Origin of the sequence: Chryseobacterium sp. Leaf201, from assembly GCF_001421435.1 — a bacterium.
Taxonomy (GTDB): Bacteria; Bacteroidota; Bacteroidia; order Flavobacteriales; family Weeksellaceae; genus Chryseobacterium.
On the sequence record NZ_LMKA01000071.1, the window covers coordinates 17,939 to 39,734 of the forward strand.

The window sequence follows — 21,796 nt, forward strand, 5'->3', positions numbered from 1 at the left end:
AACGGTTAAATCCATTTTGAACGAAGGTAGTTTCAGGAAAAAGAAAACTAATTTCTTATATTTGTTCTTTATGAAAAATATGGACGCGACACAAGATAAAAGGCTATTTCTCATTGATGCCTATGCAATGATTTTCAGAGGATATTACGCATTGATCAGAAATCCGAGGCTTACCAGTAAAGGGCTGGATACTTCTGCGATTTTCGGATTCAGCAATTCCCTGATTGAGCTCATCAGAAGAGAAAGGCCATCCCATCTGGCTGTGGTTTTCGATGTAGGGGAAGCCAGCATCAGAACCGTAGATTTTCTTGAATATAAAGCGAACAGAAGCGAAACCCCGGAAGCCATTAAAGCAGCCATTCCGTATATCCACAGGATTCTGCAGGCCATGCATATCCCTATTCTGGGCGTGCCGGGCTATGAAGCGGATGATGTAATCGGGACCATTGCCTGCAAGGCGGAAAAAGAAGGTTATACCACTTTCATGGTAACGCCGGATAAAGATTTTGCCCAGCTGGTTACGGATAAAATTAAAATATACAAGCCGGGACTGAAAGGCAGCGAAGTGGAAATCCTCGGTGTTGAAGAAGTAAAAGCCAAATACCAGATTGAAAACCCGAAACAGGTAATCGATTTTCTTGCGATGATGGGCGATTCCGTGGATAATATTCCGGGGCTTGAAGGGGTAGGGGAAAAAACCGCTATGAAATTCCTTAAAGAATACGGAAGTATTGAAAACCTTTTAGCGAATACCCACGAACTTAAAGGAAAGCTTAAAGAAAAAGTGGAAGCCTCTGCAGAAAGAGGGATTTTATCTAAAAAATTAGCCACCATTATCTGTGATGTACCGGTGGAATTCCATCAGGAACAGTATGATCTCGATACTCCGGATTTTGAAAAAGTAAAAGAGGTATTCGATGAAATTGAATTCAGAAGACTCTATGAAAACCTGTACAGGGCTTTTGCGCCGGCAGCAACCGGAACTGCTGTATCGGCAGAAGCGGAAATCAAAGCTGCGGAAACCCCTCAGCAGAAAGTGGCACAGGCCGTAGGCCAGCTGGACCTTTTTGCGACCTACGAGGAACTGGAGCAGGAATCTTCGACAAAATCCACCATTGAGCACAACGACCATCTGTATCAGTTTGTGGATAATCCTAAGGCCCAGAAAATGCTGGTTACTAATCTTCTTAAGCAGAAAGTAGTCTGTTTTGATACGGAAACCACCTCGCTTAACGAGCTGGAAGCCGAACTGGTAGGAATGAGTTTCTCTTACAAAAAAGGGCTGGCATACTATATCCCTTTACCGGAGGATCAAAGCGAAGTCTTACAGACACTGGAAATTTTCAGGCCGTTTTTTGAGAAAGAAGACCTGGTAAAAGTCGCCCATAACTTAAAATTTGATTACAAAATCCTTCAGCGGTACAACATTACGGTAAAAGGGGCCATGTTCGATACCATGATTGCCCATTACCTGCTGAATCCGGACGGACGGCACGGAATGGACTACCTTTCAGAAATATACCTGAGCTATAAACCCGTTTCCATTGAAACCATCATCGGGAAAAAAGGAAAAAACCAGGGCAATTTCAGGGATGCGGATCTCAGGACGCAGACGGATTATGCTGCTGAAGATGCCGACGTAACCTTTCAGCTGTATGAATTATTTGCGCCGCAGCTGAAAAAAGAAAACCTGGAAGATCTCTTTTTCAACATAGAAATGCCTTTAATGGAAGTACTGGCGAAAATGGAACTTGCAGGGATTTCCCTGGATGAAAAATGGCTGGCCCAGGAAAGTATTGACCTTGAAAATGATTTAAGACAGCTGGAATCCAAAATTTTTGAGCTTTCCGGAGAAGAGTTCAACATGAACTCACCCAAGCAGCTGGGAGAAATCCTGTTTGAAAAAATGGAACTGGACCCGAAAGCGAAGAAAACCAAAACCGGTCAGTATGCCACCTCAGAAGATATCCTTCAGAAGCTGTCTTCAAAACATGAAATTATCAAGCATATCCTGGAATACAGGACCTATCAGAAATTAAAATCGACGTACGTTGATGCACTGCCGTCACAGATTGAAAAGACGGATAACCGCGTACATACTAATTTTTCGCAGACCACTGCTGCAACAGGCCGTCTGGCAAGCGTAAACCCAAACCTGCAGAATATCCCCATCCGGACGCTGAGAGGACAGCAGATCCGTGGAGCATTTGTGGCCGGGGAAGGAAAAAAAATCATTTCTGCCGATTATTCACAGATCGAACTTCGTCTGATTGCCGAAATTTCCGGAGAGGAAAATATGATCAAAGCATTTCAGGGCGGGGAAGATATTCATGCTTCTACTGCAGCAAGGCTGTTTAACATTCCGCTGGAAGAAGTTTCCAAAACCCAGAGGGGGCAGGCAAAAACCGTCAACTTCGGGATTCTCTACGGTCAGGGAGCTTTTGCACTGGCAGAACAGACCGGATTGTCCAGAAGCGAGGCTAAGCAGATGATTGAAGCCTATTTTGCTACCTATCCGAATTTAAAGGAATATATGGCTGAACAGGTAAAAAAAGCACGCGAAATCGGCTATGTGGAAACCATTTTAGGAAGAAAACGACATTTAAAAGATATTAATTCCGGAAATTTTGTCGTGCGGGGCCATGCCGAAAGGAACGCAGTGAATGCTCCGATACAGGGAAGTGCTGCAGATGTGGTGAAAATGGCCATGATTAAAATTCAGAAAGAACTGGAAAAAGAAAAACTGCACACCAGAATGCTTCTTCAGGTTCATGATGAACTGGTCTTCGAATCTCCGGTGGATGAGATCGAGCTTGCCACCAATATTATTAAAATGGAGATGGAAAATGCAATTGAAACACAGGTTCCTCTTTTGGTGGAAGTTGGCGTTGGAAATAACTGGCTGGAAGCACATTAATCAATTAAATCCTAAAGGTTAAAAGCAAAACTTTCATTACCAAATGAAAGTTTTGTTATTTTTATTCTTAATGAAGTCAAATGACAATTTACTATTTCAGTTTATCAATTTCATTATTCATTTTATTTTCCCAATCTTTACCGTTTCTCATTAAGATACAATTTTACCGTTTCTTCATACTTTTTCTCCCCCTCGATTTCAATAGCATCAATGGTGCAGCCTGTATTTTGCTAATGGATTCCATATCGGTGCCGGATACTGTCAATTTTTCTGTCTAAGCCATCGGTAATTCCAACACCTCCGGCAAATCTGAATACAACGCTGTCATTTTTAATGTCTTTTTTTGCCTGTTGCCTGTATCTTTCTATTATAACAGCTATTTCTTTTTTTGTTTTAAAAACATATTTAAAGAATAGAAGTTAATGAAACAGAGAAGCAAAACACAAATAATACTGAAAACCCATAGAAATTTATTAACAGGGTTAAAATCTCGAATGCTAAGCTTGCTGATCAGCCATGAAACCAATGCAATAATTCCCAAATTATAAAAAGTATCATCCAACCGCTGTTATCCAATACATTTTACCAATAGAAATTCATTGGATAATTAATGAAATAATCACTTACAATATGTGAGGTTAATGTTAGTATTAATATCGTGCTGCTGAAAAGCAGTAATCTTTTAGAAATCATTCTAATAAGTTTATGAATTAGGCAAGAATAATATATTGTTGGTAATTTCAGACTGAGAAAATTTAAACACTAAACTCAATCCCTCCCATATACACCAGAGAAAAGGCTTCATTCTCTACGGAAACAGGCTTCGGAACCTGACCTCTGTTTAAAAAGATAATTGAATTGATGTCAGATTTAAGATTGAGTTCATTGATCCGGTTCAGCAAAATAGGCAGCCACTGTTCCGCAAATGAATAGTCTGAAAACTTTTCATAAAACGTCCGGTCACCGTCTTCAAAACCATATTCTACAAAGTCATGGTCCAGCCAAACGGTATCCTGAGATTCGGCAAATTTTGAAATATAGGTGTCATCAGATTCTTCCAGAAGATAATAGTTTTCATCTTCCTCCACAAAATCATAAAAGTCTTCTTCACTGTTGAAATTTCCTATCCAAAAATCTAATGTATCTGTATTCATTGATCAGTTCTTTATTTTGAATGCCAAAGTTATGACAATTTTTAAAAGTAATCCAGGGTTAAAACCGCCATAAGAAACATAACAGCAAAATAATACATTACGCTTGAAATGATAAAGAATACAGAAAATATAACGGTATAGGTAAAATAACCCTGCACGATAAGAATTTTTTCGATAAGTGAATTAACAGCAGAAAGCAAAAAAAAGTAACCTGTGATGACGAGATTTAAAAAAACGACAGATAAAATATTTTTAATAAAATGAACTGCTGTAAAAGCTGGAAAGTCACTGAAAACAAGGTACATGCCTAAGATAATAGAAAGGCCTGATGTAATTGTATATAATATTAACCGGTTTCTTTTTTGATTTCTTTTTCTGAATAATGTAAAGAAAAAAGATTTGAAACCCCAAAAATGACGAGTAAAAAAATAATAAATTCAGTCATATTATAATTATGTCATTCTTTTCCCCAGTTCACTGACCTGAATGGTTTTCTCCAGCCTTGAAACCCTTGTTTTCTCCTGTTTCGCGCTCATGATCCAATGCAGCATAACTTTTATATAGGACGGCGCCTGACTGTTGAAAAATTTCCATGCTTCAGGATGGGATTTAAATTGTTTTTCCAGTTCAGGATCAAGTGTGGCAAGACCTTTTTCATGGGAATAGATGGCCGAATTTTCCTCTTTTCTGAGTTTAAAAGCTTTTTGTCCTGCTTCAGTCATTAAACCCGCTCTTGTCAGTTCTTCTATCTTTTTAATATTAACGGCACTCCAGATGCTCGTGGATTTTCTGGGTGTAAAACGGATGCTGTAGCTTTCTTCGTCAATCGATCTTCTCACACCGTCAATCCAGCCGAAACACAATGCCTGATCCACCGATTCAGACTACGTCATCGACGGTTTTCCGGTCCCGACTTTGTAAAAGCCCACCAACAGTTCTTTTTCTGCCTGATGGTTTTTTTCAAGCCAGCTGCGGAACGCTTCCTGTTTCGGGAAAAAGGTTGCTGCCATTTTATTTATTTTTGAAATTCTATTTTCATAATCTCATTGAATTTATTTCCTTTTGTGTAAGTAATTCTCACCTTTAAACCATCATATAAATCATTACTTCTGTTGCCTCCGAAATGATTGAATTCATAGAGTGAATATCATAATATGTAAACGTTACAGAATTTACTTCAAAACTTTCAATCATTGATTTCCCCTCTGATTCTCTTCTGTAGTTTGAAATAGTACCTTCAGCTTTTTTTAACCGATCCGACTGCAATAATTTTGAAATTCTTTCTGTTGTATTATCATAATTAAAAAATCTTAAATAAATATAGCAGGGAAGTGACAGCGCAATAAATAAGCTTATCAAAATCAGATGAATCTTTTTATCATCATCATCGTCATTCTTCCGAAATTTTAAAACTGAGAGAAATGCAAATATCGAAATAATCAGTATGATAAGAAATATTGAATAAGGTTTAATTGAATGGCTTGGGGTTTCTAAAACAGACCAGTAGGTATAATATTCCATTCAGATATGATTAATTATAAACAGTAATATTCGTTGATTTTCTCTTGTAATCTTTGTTCAAGATAATCATTCCCACCCTTAAGTTCCTGCAGAATTAAACGGGCTTCAGCTTTATAGTTTCTGATTTTTTGATCTGACCAATGAGCTGGCGGCGTTTGAAGATTGGTAATCCTGTCGGCTAATTTTACTGCCCAGATCTCTTTTGGCTGTTCTTTAATTCTGTGTAAACTGTCCTGCATTTGATGAACTTTTTCCAAATCGGAGTTTTTAGTTAATGCCATAACGCCCTCTGCAACGGCTTTGCCAAAAATGTTTTCAAGTTCCTGAAAAGAAGTGTCGGTATCTTCCAGGGAATCATGAAGCAAGGCAACCTGTACAGCAAACCCAGGATCAAAATCTTTTGATTTTTCAGAGGCAACCAAGATTTCCATAGCCACATTGCTTAAATGAACTGCATACGGAAGATTAGTTCCCGGAATAGTCTGGTTTTTATCGGTATGTTTCTGAGCCGCAAATTTTATTGTTTCCTGATAAAGGGTTTGAATTGACATCATGCTTTAAAGGTAAGAATATTCAGATAAATACATTTTCGGTCTCTGTTTATTGCTCGGTTCCATACATCAGTATTTTATCAATTTCAGGAATATTGAGGTCTTCAGTTTGATTGATATTCAAAAGCCGTTGAGCAAACGCATGAAGTTCCTTTTTAACATGGTCAACAGCAATTTTTAATGCTTCTTTATCAACTTCAATCCGATGATCCGAAACAGGCGGTGCATAATTTTCCTGAATTTCAGAATTCAAAAAATCTAAAATAATTTTATGATCATATTTTTCTATTGCTGGAGAAGGATGTCCCATATAAAAATAAGAGTGATCATCATCCAGAAGATCTTCCCAATCTTCAATATCCCCAAGATTCGCACAGCATTGGGGAAAATAACAATCCGCACCATCTATGTTTAAAACATATCCGCCAGCCAAAGAACAGTTCAGATAAATCGTTCCGGAATCTTCATCGGCCTGCTGGATTTCAATTTCTTTATGAATAACTTTTAAAAGATCTGCATCTGAGATTTCAGTGATCTTATAAAGAGAAAAACCTGTGACATAGGGTTTCAGATCTCCGGAGAAACCTGCCTTTATATTTGCTGACATATGATAATCCTGCCATTCATCAGGAAATTCCCAGTAAGGGCTGAAAAGAGGTACTTGAATATCGTCATCATAATTTGTGATTTCAATGACGGGAATGAGTTGTACTTTCATTTTAATAAAATCTTCTGCTTTTTCCGTCTAATACATTTTCAAATATTGCAATCTGCTCTGTATTGAGGTTTTTCAAAGTTATTGTTCTGCTTCTTGCTAAGAGATGTTCAGGATAATACACCAGCTGAATGGTATCTGAACCAATTTTATATTCTCTGAGAAGTGTGGGCTTTCTGGTGTTTTTTCTGTTTGAGTTTGAAAATAATAGATTGGTAACTTTAAACGGAATAAAACTGAAACCGGTTATGAATAGAAAGATCGAATTTTCATTAATAAAAACATGAAATGAGCACCATTCATACTTCTTTTTAAAAGTTCCTTCATCTGTAAAAATTGTTCCGGTTATATTTTTTAATTCAATCGTATTTAAATCTTTACACTCTTCAAGAATTTTCTTTTTTTCAATATAATAATAAATAATTTTACCTGCGGAAAATAAAACAAGACCAGTCAGAAAATAAATGAATATAGTGTCAGGCATCTGCAGCTGTTATTTAAAATTTTAAAGGTAAGAATATTCAGATAAATACATTTTCGGTCGCTGTTTACTGCTCGGTTCCATACATCAGTATTTTATCAATTTCAGGAATATTGAGGTTTTATTAAAACTGAATTGAGCTTCATATGCTTGTAATCGTTCTGATGGCTTACCTATTTATATCACGCCTTCCGTCCCAAATGGAAAGAATAACCAATTCAGATTCTGAAAATTCATAAAAAATTAAATAATCACGGATAATTTTCACACGAACATTTCGAGGTTTGTTTTTCTTCCAATAGTAGGGTGTTCTGCTAATGACTGAGTGGCATTTACAATAAACTTGTTTAGTTTTATACTGAAATTTTTAGATCTGTTTCTGAGTATCCAATATTCAAGAATTTCTTTTCTTTCAAAATTAGCTTTTTTGTGTCCAGATTATCTTCTTTTAGCCATTCTTCAATATCCTGATTGGCTTCATCATCACTCAGAAATGATGATTTTTTATATTCTTCCTGAGCTTCAGAAATTCTGTCTTCTTGACAGTCTGCAAGAATATACTCATGATTATCCAATTCAAAATCTAAAAGTTTTTGAATTTCTTCGATAATTCTGACTTCTTTTAATCGGGTAATTCGGTTAATTAAATCAATTTTTAAATCTGATGTATTCATCGGCTGTGAATTTAATTCAAATGTAGAAAAAATAACTTAAGCCAAGGGCAGTACAAAATAAAAAGTGCTTCCCTGATCCGGTAAACTTTTCACGCCGATTTCACCGTGCTGTTTTTCAATAAAATTTTTAGAGATGGCAAGTCCGAGCCCGGTGCCGTTCTGATGCTCACCCGGAACCTGGAAATAGCGGTCGAAAATCTGGCGGTGGTATTTTTCATCAATTCCTTTTCCGGTATCCGTAATGCTGAACCGTACCGATGATGCCTGTCTTTCAACGGTAATGGAAATGCTTTCTTCCTGAAAAGAATGTTTGATGGCATTGCTCAGGAAATTATTCATGACCCAGACGGTTTTATCAAAATCAGCGGAAACAAGGTCATGGTCTCCGGTTAAATACCGGGCAGTAATTGAGATATTCTTCTGTTCCGCCAGCTTTTCCACATTTTTTATGGCGGACTGAACCATTTCTTTAGGATTGCAGCTTTCGATCTGTAGGCGGATATTGCCTGTTTCTACCTGGGAAAGATTAAGGAGCTCGCCTGTAATATCCAGCAGCCTCTGTCCGTCTTCGTTAATGCTTTTTAAAAGTTCCTGCTGCTGTTCATTTAAGATTCCGAATTTCTGGTTTTCCAACAGCTGGACACCCATTTTAATCGCGGAAATAGGGGTCTTCAGTTCGTGTGAGATGGTGGCAATGAAATTGGTTTTGGCAAAATCCAGTTCTTTGAAAGGGGTGATATTCCGCAGTAAGATTACTTTGCCGATGTTCTTTTTTTCCTGTTCTCCGGTTTTTACAATGTTGATCGGTATAATTTCCTGCTCAAAATAATTTTCTTTATGGTCGGTCACAATTTTAATCGGTTCTTTGGCAGGATTTTCAATGTTTTTGAGAAGCTCGCGGATGAGATCATTGTTTACCGCGACTTCATGAGCCGTCTTTCCGATCATTTCTTCTTTTTTAAGATTGGTGATTTTCAGGGCTTCATCATTGATCATATAAATATAATGATGCTCATCCAGCCCGATTACTGCGTCGTGCATATTGTTAACCAGTGTTTCAATACGCTTCTTGTCCATCAGCTGTTTTGAAAGTGTGCTGCTTTCATATTCCTGCAGCTTTTCCGCCATGATATTGAAAGACCGGGCAAGGTCGTTAAACTCCTCGCTTCCTTTAAAATGAACCCTTTGGTTATAATTTTTATCCGCAATCTGCCGGATGCTGAACGTAAGCTGTTTAATGGGTTCGGCGATGGTCTGCGGTAAATTAACCAGCAAAACCACGGCAATCAGGAAACACACCGTTCCCAGGCTGACGATCCAGAAGGTGGCGTTTTCGGCAGTGATGATGGCAATATCACTCTTCCGTTCAATGCCTTTCATGTTCAGGGACATAATAGTGACCAGGTCTTCACGGATCATTTTTTCCTTTTCAACGGTAGGCCGCTGAAGGTAATCCCGGAAATGCAGGTTGAGGTTCTGGGTAGCTTCCTTTTCTCCGAATTCCGTCAGATTTTTCTCCTGCAGGATGCTGTTTTTCCGGAAATCTTTAATGGCTACGGCACTGTCTGATGCAATCTTATCCAGAGCCAGCAGCATATTTTTGGAGAACTCGATACTGTTGTAATTGGCGGTAAGGATTTTCTCCGTATCCGATTTTAATTTGTTGATATACACAGAACCTATTACTGAAAGCAGGACAATCAGTAAAAACAGGAGACCGACGCCCAGGGTAAGTTTCGTTTTTAGTTTCATCAATTCAGGATAAAATAATAATATCAATCTGCCGTTCATTCAGCCGGTTCATCAGGGTATAAATCCAGCTGTAGCCGAAAATGTTCTGCCATAATTTAGCATGCGGCTTTCCCATGCAGACCGTGGTGATGTTATGCTCAATAACATATTCCAGAATTCCTTTATGGACGCTGCTTTCTTTTACACGCATAACTTTTGCACCCAATTCCTGTGCTAAATTAAAATTATTAATCAGATAACGCTGCTTGTCGAGGGCAATTTTTTCAAGGCTTTCCGATGGCCTCTGGATGTACAGAACCGTCCATGCGCTGTTGTAATAACTCGCCAGTCTCGCTGTTTTCCGGATGATGTTTTTAGCAACCTTTCCGTTGCTGCTGATGCAGGCCAGGAATTTTACGGGTTTAAAATTTTCGGTCCTGATCTCCGTTTCCACTTTCTTTTCAACGTGGGTCGCCACTTCCTTTAAGGCCAGCTCGCGGAGCTGCAGGATATGGCCGCTCTGGAAAAAGTTCTGCAAAGCGGTCTGGATTTTTTCTTTCTTATAGATTTTCCCTTCCTTCAGCCGGGTCAGCAGCTCATCTGCCGTCAGATCGATATTCACCACCTCATCCGCGAAAGCTAAAATTTTGTCCGGGACACGTTCCGTTACCTCAACGCCGGTAATTTTCCTTACCTCATCGTTCAGGCTTTCAATATGCTGGATATTCATGGCACTGATGACATTAATGCCGTTATCCAGGATTTCCAGTACATCCTGCCATCTTTTTTTGTGCTTGGAGCCTTCCACATTGGTATGCGCCAGCTCATCCACCAGAACTACTTCGGGATGCTCATTGATAATCGCCTGAAGATCCATTTCCTCCAGGCTTTTTCCTTTGTAAAAAACAGATTTCCTGGCAATTTCCGGAAGGCCTTCTGTCAATGCCTTGGTTTCTTCGCGGTCGTGCGTTTCTATGTAACCGATCTTGACATCAATGCCGTTCCGTAGCAGGGAATGCGCTTCCTGGAGCATACGGAAAGTTTTTCCCACGCCCGCACTCATCCCGATATAGATTTTGAATTTCCCTTTCCGGGATTTCTGAATCAGTTCTAAAAAATCTTGTGCTGAAGGCATGGGTTTAATTTTTTTCAATTGTATTTTCTGAATCACAACAATATTGTTTACAGGAGGGAAAGGGGAAGCCTGAGGCAGGACGTTGATAAGGGCTGTGAGTTTTAAAAATCCTTTTCCTGATATGTACTTTTATTTAAGCTTAAGAATAAAAATGCAGTTAAATTTTTTAGTTCTGCATCCACTAATCTTTCCCGGCTCCCGTCATGAATTTCCAGTGTTTTAAAACCAGGCCGCAAGACTTGTGGTGATAAAAAAGTTTCCTTTGCTGAAGTTGTCATTTTTCATAAAAACAGCATCTTTGGAAGTAAATCCTCTGGCTTCCGTACGGAATACCACATTTTTAAAAATGGCATAATCCAGGTTCAGGGAATATCCGAAGGTCTGGAATCCGTTCGGGGTCCCGGTGCTGATAATCACTCCGTTTTCATCATTATAATATTCCAGTCTTCCGGCAAGCGCCCATTGGTCATTCAGCTGATATTTCATCAGGATATTCGGACTGTACCAGAGATTATAGTTTTCGCTTCCTTTTTCCTTCTGTTCGGCACCGATATCGAAGCCCAGCGTGGTGGAGAATTGATCTGTCAGCTGGAAGCTCCCGAAAAGATCATGGAAATAACGCATTTTTTTGTCTTTCTGAGGTTTGTCGTTGCCGATGAACGAACTGCTGTTCAGGGTAATTTTATCATTTGGTTTATAGGTTAACTGATGGCCGAATGACAGGCTCTGATTGCCTTCCGGTTTGGCAATCCGCTGCCATCCGTTCAGCACCATTCCGCTTACCATCCATTTTCCGTTATCCGTGGTGTAGGAAATTTTGGTTCCGGTTTCAAAATAAGGGGAATTCTCTGCCGCGAGGCTTCTGGTCAGGTTAATGTTGTCCTTTCCGATGGCACTTTCCCAGCCGATGTGGGAAGGCATGATCCCGGCATCGATCCACAGGTTTTTATTTTTGGAAATTTTAATCCCGATATTCGCTTCGTTCACGTACCGCAATGCATCCTGTTCAGCAGCGAGGTTGTCCTGAGCATAGGTTCCTGCCATCAGCGCGAGATTGGCACGCATGTTTTTGTCCTGATAGGCCGCTTTAATAAGCCCCAGATTCAGATTGACTTCATTGTGACGGTTGTAGGAATACAGGAAATTCTGGCGTAAGTGATTTGCAGGTTCATTAAAATCATATGTGTAAAAAAGCTCTGCATATGCAGAAAAACTGATTTTAGGCTGAGCAGCCAGTGAATCTGAAGACTGTGCTTTCGGGAAGAACACGCCCAGTATAAATGCGGTGATGATGTATTTTTTCATTTGAATGATGTGTATAGCAAGATCTATACTTTATTAAAACTTTATAGATGAGTGATGGATCTGGTGTGATTATTCAAAAAAATTAATTCATTTGGTCTAAAGCAATATTCAGTTTCAGAACATTGATTTTTGAAGGCCCGAGAAGCGGTTGCTCTGTCTGTCTTTTGATCAGTTCTTCAATTCTTTCTGCCGCTATTTTGCGTTCTTCAGCAATTCTCAGAACCTGATACCGGGCGCCTTCTTCAGAAATATCGGGATCCAGGCCGCTTCCGCTTGCGGTTACCAGGTCTACAGGAACCTTTACACTTTCCATTCCAGGATTCTGCATTTTCAGGGTGTCGATTCTTTTCTGAACCGTTTCCAGATATTCTTCATTACTGGGTCCTTTGTTGCTTCCTGCGCTTCCTGCGGCATTATAATCCACAGCGGAAGGCCGGCCGTGGAAATATTTTGGAGATTTAAAATCCTGGCCGATGTTGGCATAGAATTTCTGACCTTTATAACTGATGATTTCTGCGTTTCCCTGGGTTGGTAGAATTTGAGAACCTGCGTAAACAATACCTGAATAAATTCCAACGATAATAAGCATAACAAGTGTCAGTCTTAATGCAGATAAAATATGATTTTTCATTTTGATTAAATTTTTTAGTTAATGAATTGATAAGAGGAAAGGAAAGAAGGAGAATGTAAGCTTACCCTTCCGCTTTCCCGCTTAAAAGAATAAACTGATCACTAAATCAATCACTTTTATTCCGATGAATGGTGCGATAATCCCGCCCAGACCGTAGATCAGAAGGTTTCTTCTCAGCAGTGCACTGGCACCGATCGGTTTGTAGGCTACGCCTTTTAACGCCAGGGGAATCAGAACAGGGATAATAATGGCATTAAAAATAATCGCGGATAAAATAGCAGATTCCGGACTGTGAAGATTCATGATATTCAGTTTCTGCAATGCCGGGATAAACGTAATGAAGAGTGCCGGGATGATGGCAAAATATTTCGCCACGTCATTTGCAATACTGAATGTGGTAAGCGTCCCGCGGGTCATCAGCAGCTGTTTCCCGATTTCTACAATTTCAATTAATTTTGTAGGATCATTATCCAGATCAACCATGTTTCCCGCCTCTTTGGCGGCCGCTGTTCCGCTGTTCATGGCAACTCCCACATCAGCCTGGGCAAGAGCCGGCGCGTCATTGGTTCCGTCTCCCATCATGGCCACGAGCTTTCCTTCCTGCTGTTCTTTTTTAATGTAGTTCATTTTGTCCTCCGGCCTGGCTTCAGCAATAAAATCATCCACACCGGCTTTTTCAGCAATAAACTTGGCCGTTAAAGGATTGTCACCGGTAACCATTACCGTTTTCACTCCCATTTTTCTCAGCCGCTGGAACCTTTCCTGAATCCCGGTCTTGATAATATCCTGAAGTTCGATGACGCCCCAGACTTTTTCATTAACGGAAACTACGAGCGGCGTCCCTCCGTTTTCAGAAATCCGGGTTACGGCTTCCTGGGTTTCCGGCGGGAAAATATTCCCGGCTTTTTCAGTAAGCTTTTTAATCGTATCGTACGCTCCTTTACGGATCCTCGTAGTATCAAAATCAATCCCTGAAGTTCTTGTCTCAGCGGTAAATTCAATATAAACAGGATTGGGGACCAGTATTTCCTCAGGCTTTAGCTGGCTTAATTCGATGATTGATTTTCCTTCCGGTGTTTCATCTGCTACGGAACTGAGTGCAGAGGCTCTGATGAATTCATTGAGGTCGGTTCCATTCGCAGGATAAAACTGGGTAGCTTTCCGGTTCCCGATGGTGATGGTTCCGGTTTTATCCAGCAGGAGAACATCAATATCGCCGGCGGTTTCCACCGCTTTCCCGCTTTTGGTAATCACGTTGGCTCTTAAAGCCCGGTCCATTCCTGCAATCCCGATCGCAGAGAGCAGGCCGCCGATCGTTGTCGGAATCAGACAAACGAAAAGTGAAATGAATGCTGCAATGGTGATCGGCGTCTGCGCATAATCTGCAAAAGGTTTCAGGGAAACGGTCACGATGATAAAGGTCAGCGTAAACCCGGCTAATAATATGGTTAATGCGATTTCGTTGGGTGTTTTCTGTCTTGAAGCGCCTTCTACAAGGGCAATCATCTGATCAAGGAAAGATTCTCCGGGCCTGGTGGTTACTTTCACCTTAATCCTGTCGGAAAGTACTTTGGTTCCGCCTGTCACGGAGCTTTTGTCACCTCCTGCTTCACGGATCACGGGGGCACTTTCACCGGTAATGGCAGATTCGTCAATAGTGGCAAGTCCTTCAATGATTTCGCCGTCCATCGGGATCTGGTCGCCTGCTTCACAGAGGAAAATGTCGCCCAGCGTCATATCGGCAGATTTTTTTAGAACCGTTTCTACCTGAAATCCCGGTTTCTGATCAACGACTACTTTTGCAGGGGTTTCTTCCCGGGTTTTTCTTAACGTGTCGGCCTGTGCTTTTCCTCTGGCTTCAGCAATGGCTTCAGCAAAATTGGCAAATAAAACTGTAAAGAATAAGATGATAAATACCAGGAAATTATAAGTGAAGCTGCCCTGGGAATGATCTCCCGTTAAGCTGAATATACTTACGATGAGCATAACCGCCGTTCCGATTTCCACCAGGAACATGACCGGGTTTTTAAACATGATTTTAGGATTCAGCTTGACGAAGGACTGTTGAATGGCTTCGTTAACCAGATCTTTCTGAAACAATGTCTGTGATTGATTTTTCATTGCCTGAATGATTTTTTTATTTGAACCGTTAAGATGTATTTAAGGTAAGTTTGAGTTAAGGAATATTTTTAAATATTCAGCTTAGTGATTTGATGATGATTGGCTTAATATTCCTAACCTCTTAAATACATCTGATGTTTTGATTAATTTTTATTTAGAAAAATATTGTAATTGTTCTGCAATCGGGCCTAAGGTAAGTGCAGGGAAGAATGACAGCGCGGCAATCAGGAGGATCACGGCTAAAGTCATGAATCCGAAAGTAGCAGTATCTGTTTTCAGCGTTCCTGCACTTTCCGGGATGTATTTTTTTCCGGCCAGTAATCCTGCAATCGCAATCGGGCCGATAATCGGGATGAACCTTGAAAGCAGCAGCACAATTCCCGTTGAAATATTCCACCATGGAGTATTGTCGCCCAGGCCTTCAAACCCGGAACCGTTATTGGCAGAAGAGGAAGTGAATTCATACAGCATTTCACTGAACCCGTGGAATCCGGGATTGTTGAGCGTTTTGGCTCCGAATTCCGGCAGATACGCTGTTAACGCAGTCCCGACAAGGATCAGGAACGGATGAAATAAAGCGACAATCATAGCGATCTTCATTTCTTTGGCTTCGATTTTCTTGCCTAAAAACTCAGGCGTTCTTCCGACCATCAGGCCGCTCATAAATACAGCGAGGATGATGAAAATGAAATAGTTGAGAATCCCGACGCCACAGCCACCGTAGAAACAGTTGATCATCATGGCCAGCAGCTGGTTCATTCCGGAAAGCGGCATGGTGCTGTCATGCATGGCATTCACCGAACCTGTTGAGATCACCGTTGTGGCAATGCTCCAGTAGGCTGAAGCGGCACTTCCGAAACGGATTTCCTTCCCTTCCATAGCACCGAGATGAGAATCGGTTCCCATTTGGGTAATCAGCGGATTTCCGTTGGTTTCATTGATGACATTCGGAACCGTAAGTGCGAGAAATCCTATCGTCATGACCGTGAAAATGACCCACGAAAGCTTTCTTTTCTTCAAATAAAATCCGAGGGCAAAGACCAATGCAAAAGGAATAATCATCTGGGTAACCATTTCGGTCATATTTGTCAGGTAATTCGGGTTTTCAAGCGGGTGTGCCGAGTTGGCTCCGAAAAATCCGCCACCGTTGGTTCCCAGGTGTTTAATGGCAATAAAGGCTGCCGCCGGACCTCTGGAAACCTCAATGTCCTGGCCTTCCAGTGTCGTAAGATGGTCTTTGCCTTCAAACGTCATCGGGCTGCCGTTGGCAGAAAGAATAAAGGCGACCACAATGCTGACCGGAACCAGGATTCTGATAATGGATTTGGTGAAAAAGTCGTAAAAATTACCCAGTTCCGTAGTGGTTCTGTCTTTAAATGCTTTGAACAGCACAGCCATTGCAGCCATGCCTGTTGCAGCGGTTACAAACTGCAGGAACATAAGATACAGCTGGCTGAGGTAACTCACCCCCGTCTCCCCGGAATAATGCTGTAAATTACAGTTGACCAGAAAAGAGATGGCGGTATTAAAGGCAAGATCCGGAGACATATCAGGATTGCCGTCAGGATTGAGGGGAAGCCACGACTGGTTTGACAAGATGAAAAATCCCAGCACAAACCACACGGCATTGATCGTCAGCAGGGCATACATATTCTGCTTCCAGGTCATCTGCCTGTTGGGGTTGATCCCTGAGACTTTATAAATTAAATTTTCAACCGGCTGAAAAATCCGGTCTGTAAGGTTTGTTTTATACCCGTAAACATCAGCAATATATTTTCCTAAGAAAATACCGATGACCAATGTGATGGCAAACATGGCAATAATGCCTAAAATTTCTGTATTCATGATTGTTGGTTAAAATTTTTCAGGTTTCATCAGGACGTAGCAGATATACCCGAATGCAAGCAGGGAAAGAAAAAATAAACTCCACATAATTTTTATATTTGATCAAAGAATTCAACGGATTTGTATAAAAGCCAGAACATGCCTGCACACAGCAGGATTAAACCGATGGTCATCATACCGCTGTAATTAAAGTTAGAATGGTGAAGACTGCATACGAAACAATCAGCCGGCTGAATGCCGGGTGCTCCTGTTTTCTGAACGTTTTTCTTGAAACTGTCATTTTTTAAATATTTTATTCTGTACTGTTAATGCCAAAATAAAGTCCATTGTGCTGATATTTTATATAAGTGGTTTATTGATAGTGAGTTATTTGGATTTTAAACAATGCCGGAAAACAAAAAAGCCTATCATTATGATAGGCCTGTTATTAAATTGATAGGATGTAATTTATCTCAGATGGTATTCTTCCAGTTTGCGGTACAGTGTGGCAATCCCGATTTCAAGTAACCGTGAAGCCTCGGCTTTATTGCCTTTGGTATACTGTAAAACTTTTAGGATATGTTCTTTTTCCAGGGATCGTATACTTAAAGAATCGTTTTCTGCAGGAGGTTTTTCAGAATAGTGAGGAAGGCTTTCCGGGTCTAAAACATTGTCGTTCATTAAGATCAGGCTTCTTTCCACCGTATTGCGGAGTTCCCGGATGTTCCCTTTCCAGTCGTTTTTTTCCAGGATCTTGTAATATTCCGGCAGTACCTGAACTGCCTGCAGGTGCATTTTTTTCGAAAATATACTGACAAAGCCTTTTGCCAGGGCTTTTATATCATCTTTCCTTTCGCGGAGTGCCGGCAGCCTGATTTCAAAGATATTCAGCCTGAAATATAGATCTTCCCTGAAATTTCCGTTTCGGATTTCTTCTTCCAAGTTTCTGTTGGTCGCGGCAATCAACCGGAAATCTGATCTGGAAACTTTGGTTTCCCCCATTTTGATGAATTCCCTGGTTTCCAGCACACGGAGCAGCTTGGCCTGGAGTTCTACCGGCATTTCACCGATTTCGTCCAGAAATAAAGTCCCTCCGTTGGCTTCTTCTACGAGGCCTTTCTTATCTTTTACGGCTCCTGTGAATGCCCCGGCTTTGTGCCCGAAAAGCTCGCTTTCCAGGATGTCTTTGCTGAAGGCGGAACAGTTGATGGCTACGAAGCTGTTTTTCTTCCGGTCGCTTCCTTCATGGATGGCATTGGCAAATACTTCTTTTCCAGTTCCGGTTTCTCCGGTCAGGAGAACGGTGGCATCCGTAAGTGCCACTCTTTCCGCCAGTTTTTTGGACTGGAGAATCTGGGATGAAGTCCCGATAATACTTTCAAATCCTTTTTGGACGGTATTTTTCTGAATAATCCCGGATTTGTTATGCTTTACTTTTTCCAGCGCTTTGTATACTAGGGGAATAATTTTCTCATTGTCATCACCTTTTACCAGATAGTCATAGGCTCCGTTTTTCATCGCCTGGACGGCATCCGTGATATTTCCGAAGGCCGTCATTAAGATCACTTCCAGATAAGGATATTTCGACTTGACAGATTTGACCAGATCAACCCCGAACGCATCGGGGAGGCGGACATCGCTTAAGACCACGTCAAATTCATACTGTTCCAGCATGGTCATTGCCGAGCGGGCCGTTGAAGCCTGTTTTACGTTAAAATCTTCCTGGGAAAGGATCATTCCCAAAAGTTTCAGGAGCTTGATTTCGTCATCAATGATCAGAATGGTTCCGGACATGGTGGGTGTGTTAGAAAACAGGTACAAACTTATTGAATTTATTCGGTAAGATGTGCCGGGCAATGCATGTTTTTAAAATCTGTAGTGTTTATACCGGCCTTTCTTCCTTAGCCCGGATAGAAGCGGTTACCCCGCAGCCGGAAGGTTCATGCGGCGGCGCGAGGCGTATGAGCGGATAGCCGGAAACAGCTCCTGAAATAATTGACAATCAGTTTTAACGGGAACTTTAGTTTTATTTTTCACAAATGATGATTATAGACGCATTAGTTATAAAAACCATGACGATTCTCTTACGATTGCTTACATTTGTATACCTCAGGTTTCTGAGTACAATGAAATGATAATTATGACGAAAAAAAGATACCAGGAAACGGTCCATACTGATCCCAACACCTACGAATATATCACCGTCACCAATGACGAAAACCAGGTAAGAATCTACACCCTTAAAAACGGGCTGAAGGTTTTTCTTGCCCGGAATTCTGATGCGCCCAGAATTCAGACCTACATTCCGGTCAGAACGGGAAGCAATAATGATCCTGCTGACAATACCGGGCTTGCGCATTACCTGGAACATATGATGTTTAAGGGGACTTCCCGAATCGGAACCCAGGACTGGGAAAAGGAAAAAGTGCTGCTGAACCGGATTTCAGACCTGTATGAAGAGCACAAAGCGGAACCGGATGCTGCCAAAAAAAGAGACATTTACAAAAAAATAGATGAAGTTTCCCAGGAAGCCAGCGAATATGCCATTGCCAATGAATATGACAAGGTAATTTCTTCTCTGGGTGCGTCCGGGACCAATGCCCATACGTGGTTTGATGAAACGGTTTATAAAAACAACATCCCGAACAACGAGCTGGAAAAATGGCTGAAAATTGAGAAGGAAAGGTTTTCGGAGCTGGTGCTCCGCCTTTTCCATACAGAGCTGGAATCCGTGTATGAAGAATTCAACCGTGCCCAGGATAATGATTCCAGGCTCGTACAGTATGAAATGATGGATGCTTTGTTCCCGAATCATCCGAACGGGCAGCAGACGACCTTAGGAAAAGCGGAACACCTGAAAAACCCTTCCATGAAGGCAATCCATCAGTATTTTGATGATTATTATGTGCCCAACAACTTTGCTGTGGTTTTGGTAGGCGACCTTGATTTTGAGAAAACAATCCAGTTGGTGGATCAGTATTTCGGAGAGCTTCCCTATAAAGAGCTTCCGGAAAAAACACCGGTCACAGAAGAGCCGATTACGGGAATTGTAAAAAGAACCGTAAAAAGCCCTACGACACCAAGAATCCAGCTGGCCTGGAGAACCGAAAGCTATGCAACCCGCGAAGCCATGCTTGCCGATATTGCCGCCAACATCTTAAGCAACAGAGGAGAGGCCGGACTGCTGGACCTGCATATCAACCAGACCCAAAAGATGCTGTGGGCACAGGCTTATTCGGTAGGCCTGAAGGAATACGGATATTTTTCCGTTGTGGCGGTCCCTAAAGAAAACCAGACACTGGAAGAAGCGGAAGATATGGTCATGAAAGAAATTGAACGGCTTAAAAGCGGCGATTTCCCGGACTGGATGCTTCCTGCCATCATCAATGATTTCAAGCTGCAGAGGATGAAATCTTTGGAAACCGCAGACGGACTGGCTACCAATCTGTACGATACCTACATCAAAGGCAGAACCTGGGAAGAGGAGCTGAATGAAATGGATGAATATGAAGAGTTTACCAAAGAGGATGTCATTGCTTTTGCCCGGGAATTTTTCAGGGATAATTATGTAGCAGTCTACAAGGAAAAAGGAGTTAACGACCAGCTGTTGCGTGTGGATAACCCCGGGATTACACCCATAAAAATCAACCGTGAAGCACAGTCTGATTTCCTGAAAGCCATTCTGGATGAAAAAACGGCAGATATTGAGCCTGAGTTTATTGATTATGACAGGGAAATTCAGAGAGAAACCATTAAGGAGAAGCAGATAAGTTTTGTTAAAAACAAATACAATGATTTGGCCCAGGTCCATTTCATATTTCCTATGGGAAGTGACCATGATAAAAATCTGGTAATCGCCACGCAGCTTCTACAGTATCTGGGGACTGAACAGTACTCACCCGAAGACCTGAAAAACGAGTTTTTTAAGATCGGCGTTAGCAATGACTTTAAAACCACGAGCGACCAACTCCTGATTACCCTGAACGGCCTTGAGGAGCATATGGAGCAGGGAATAAAGCTGCTTCAGCACTGGATGCAGCAGGTAAAACCGGATCAGGAAATTTATAATCAGTTTGTAGAAAACGTCCTGGAAAACCGGGCCGCTGTAAAGAAAGACAAAAACCGGATCATGACAGCGCTGACCAACTATACCAAGCTGGGTGCATTTTCAAGATTTACCGATGTTATCTCAAAAGAGGAACTGGAAAACAGCGGACCGGAAGTATTCACCGACACAGTAAAATCTTTGTTTGAATATCCTTATCAGCTCTTTTTCTACGGAAAAGATTTTGAACATTTCAAGACTTATATTCCGGATTATATTGAGCCGGAAAGCCGTCAGATCACTGAACCGAGGCCATATCCTGAACCGGAAACTGCCGGGAATGTTTATTTCACCGACTATGATATGGTCCAGATGGAAATGACCAAAGTAGGACGCGGAAATGAAGTGAATACGGGCAATTTCGGAAAGATCAATGTTTTCAATGAATATTTCGGAAGAGGGCTTTCGTCCATCGTATTCCAGGAAATCCGTGAAAGCAAAAGTCTCGCCTATTCTGCCTATGTTTCCTATGCGCCGAATGCAGAAAGGGGGCACCACGATTATATTACCACCTATATCGGGACACAGCCGGACAAGCTCCAGATTGCCGTAGATACGCTGGCTGAACTGATGGCTGAACTGCCGGATGTGCCCGCTCAGTTTGAGAATGCCCGGAATGCAGCGATGAAGCAGATTGCCTCTACCCGCATTACCAGAACCAATGTATTCTTCAATACCTTAAGGCTGAAAAAACTGGGGATTGCATATGATTTCAGAAAAGATATTTATGAACAGATCAGGAACCTGAATTTTGAAAACCTGAAAGCATTTTACCATACAGAAATAAAATCTGTACAGTTCAATACCGCCATTATCGGGAAGAGGGAAAACCTCAACCGGGAAGCTGCCGGGAAGCTGGGAACTTTTAAGGAAGTCAGTCTGGAAGATATTTTCGGATATTAAATAAAAGCTTCGGCCGCTCCAAAGGAGC

16 protein-coding genes and 1 pseudogene are annotated in these 21,796 nt (G+C 41.3%); 2 read left to right on the forward strand and 15 right to left on the reverse strand.

The annotated features are described in order from the left end of the window. The first annotated feature begins 79 nt into the window (after positions 1-79). Positions 80-2,917, forward strand: coding sequence for a DNA polymerase I (polA, locus tag ASE55_RS10215; RefSeq protein WP_056218826.1), 2,838 nt, complete (start codon positions 80-82; stop codon positions 2,915-2,917). Between the two features lie 755 nt (positions 2,918-3,672). Here polA and ASE55_RS10220 read toward each other — a convergent pair. The 15 genes and pseudogenes from ASE55_RS10220 to ASE55_RS10290 all read right to left on the reverse strand — a co-directional run bounded on the left by ASE55_RS10220 (position 3,673) and on the right by ASE55_RS10290 (position 18,554). Further along, entirely contained in the window at positions 3,673-4,071 is a 399-nt protein-coding gene (locus tag ASE55_RS10220) for an immunity 22 family protein (RefSeq protein WP_056218794.1), read from the reverse strand. Positions 4,072-4,523: 452 nt separating this feature from the next. Next, positions 4,524-5,081: pseudogene (locus tag ASE55_RS10230) on the reverse strand (YdeI/OmpD-associated family protein). A 73-nt stretch (positions 5,082-5,154) separates the two neighbouring features. Further along, on the reverse strand, positions 5,155-5,592 hold the full coding sequence (locus tag ASE55_RS10235; protein WP_056218800.1) for a hypothetical protein: 438 nt from the start codon (positions 5,590-5,592) through the stop codon (positions 5,155-5,157). Between the two features lie 14 nt (positions 5,593-5,606). Next, positions 5,607-6,146 (reverse strand): HD domain-containing protein, encoded by a 540-nt coding sequence (locus ASE55_RS10240; RefSeq protein WP_056218803.1) that lies wholly within the window; start codon positions 6,144-6,146, stop codon positions 5,607-5,609. Positions 6,147-6,192: 46 nt separating this feature from the next. Further along, positions 6,193-6,861 (reverse strand): hypothetical protein, encoded by a 669-nt coding sequence (locus ASE55_RS10245; RefSeq protein WP_056218804.1) that lies wholly within the window; start codon positions 6,859-6,861, stop codon positions 6,193-6,195. A gap of 1 nt (position 6,862) precedes the next feature. Next, positions 6,863-7,342, reverse strand: coding sequence for a hypothetical protein (locus ASE55_RS10250; protein WP_056218806.1), 480 nt, complete (start codon positions 7,340-7,342; stop codon positions 6,863-6,865). A gap of 166 nt (positions 7,343-7,508) precedes the next feature. Beyond that, positions 7,509-7,658, reverse strand: a complete 150-nt coding sequence (locus ASE55_RS20945; RefSeq protein ID WP_410493020.1) for a type II toxin-antitoxin system RelE/ParE family toxin — start codon at positions 7,656-7,658, stop codon at positions 7,509-7,511. 34 nt (positions 7,659-7,692) lie between these two features. Continuing rightward, positions 7,693-8,013, reverse strand: a complete 321-nt coding sequence (locus tag ASE55_RS10255) for a hypothetical protein (protein ID WP_238585035.1) — start codon at positions 8,011-8,013, stop codon at positions 7,693-7,695. Between the two features lie 36 nt (positions 8,014-8,049). Further along, positions 8,050-9,765, reverse strand: coding sequence for an ATP-binding protein (locus tag ASE55_RS10260; protein ID WP_056218828.1), 1,716 nt, complete (start codon positions 9,763-9,765; stop codon positions 8,050-8,052). A 4-nt stretch (positions 9,766-9,769) separates the two neighbouring features. Then, entirely contained in the window at positions 9,770-10,879 is a 1,110-nt protein-coding gene (locus tag ASE55_RS10265) for a histidine kinase (RefSeq protein ID WP_056218808.1), read from the reverse strand. 219 nt (positions 10,880-11,098) lie between these two features. Next, a complete protein-coding gene (locus ASE55_RS10270) occupies positions 11,099-12,184 on the reverse strand; it encodes a porin (RefSeq protein ID WP_082474485.1) in 1,086 nt (361 codons plus the stop codon). 82 nt (positions 12,185-12,266) lie between these two features. After that, positions 12,267-12,815 (reverse strand): potassium-transporting ATPase subunit C, encoded by a 549-nt coding sequence (locus ASE55_RS10275; protein ID WP_056218816.1) that lies wholly within the window; start codon positions 12,813-12,815, stop codon positions 12,267-12,269. Between the two features lie 81 nt (positions 12,816-12,896). Further along, positions 12,897-14,936, reverse strand: coding sequence for a potassium-transporting ATPase subunit KdpB (kdpB, locus tag ASE55_RS10280; protein ID WP_056218819.1), 2,040 nt, complete (start codon positions 14,934-14,936; stop codon positions 12,897-12,899). A gap of 150 nt (positions 14,937-15,086) precedes the next feature. Then, positions 15,087-16,781, reverse strand: coding sequence for a potassium-transporting ATPase subunit KdpA (gene kdpA, locus ASE55_RS10285; protein ID WP_056218822.1), 1,695 nt, complete (start codon positions 16,779-16,781; stop codon positions 15,087-15,089). Between the two features lie 447 nt (positions 16,782-17,228). Then, complete coding sequence (locus ASE55_RS10290; protein ID WP_056218824.1) at positions 17,229-18,554, reverse strand: sigma-54-dependent transcriptional regulator; 1,326 nt, start codon at positions 18,552-18,554, stop codon at positions 17,229-17,231. Positions 18,555-18,900: 346 nt separating this feature from the next. On the opposite strand from ASE55_RS10290, the gene ASE55_RS10295 reads away from it, so the two are divergent. Beyond that, a complete protein-coding gene (locus tag ASE55_RS10295) occupies positions 18,901-21,768 on the forward strand; it encodes a M16 family metallopeptidase (RefSeq protein ID WP_056218833.1) in 2,868 nt (955 codons plus the stop codon). Positions 21,769-21,796 lie beyond the last annotated feature (28 nt).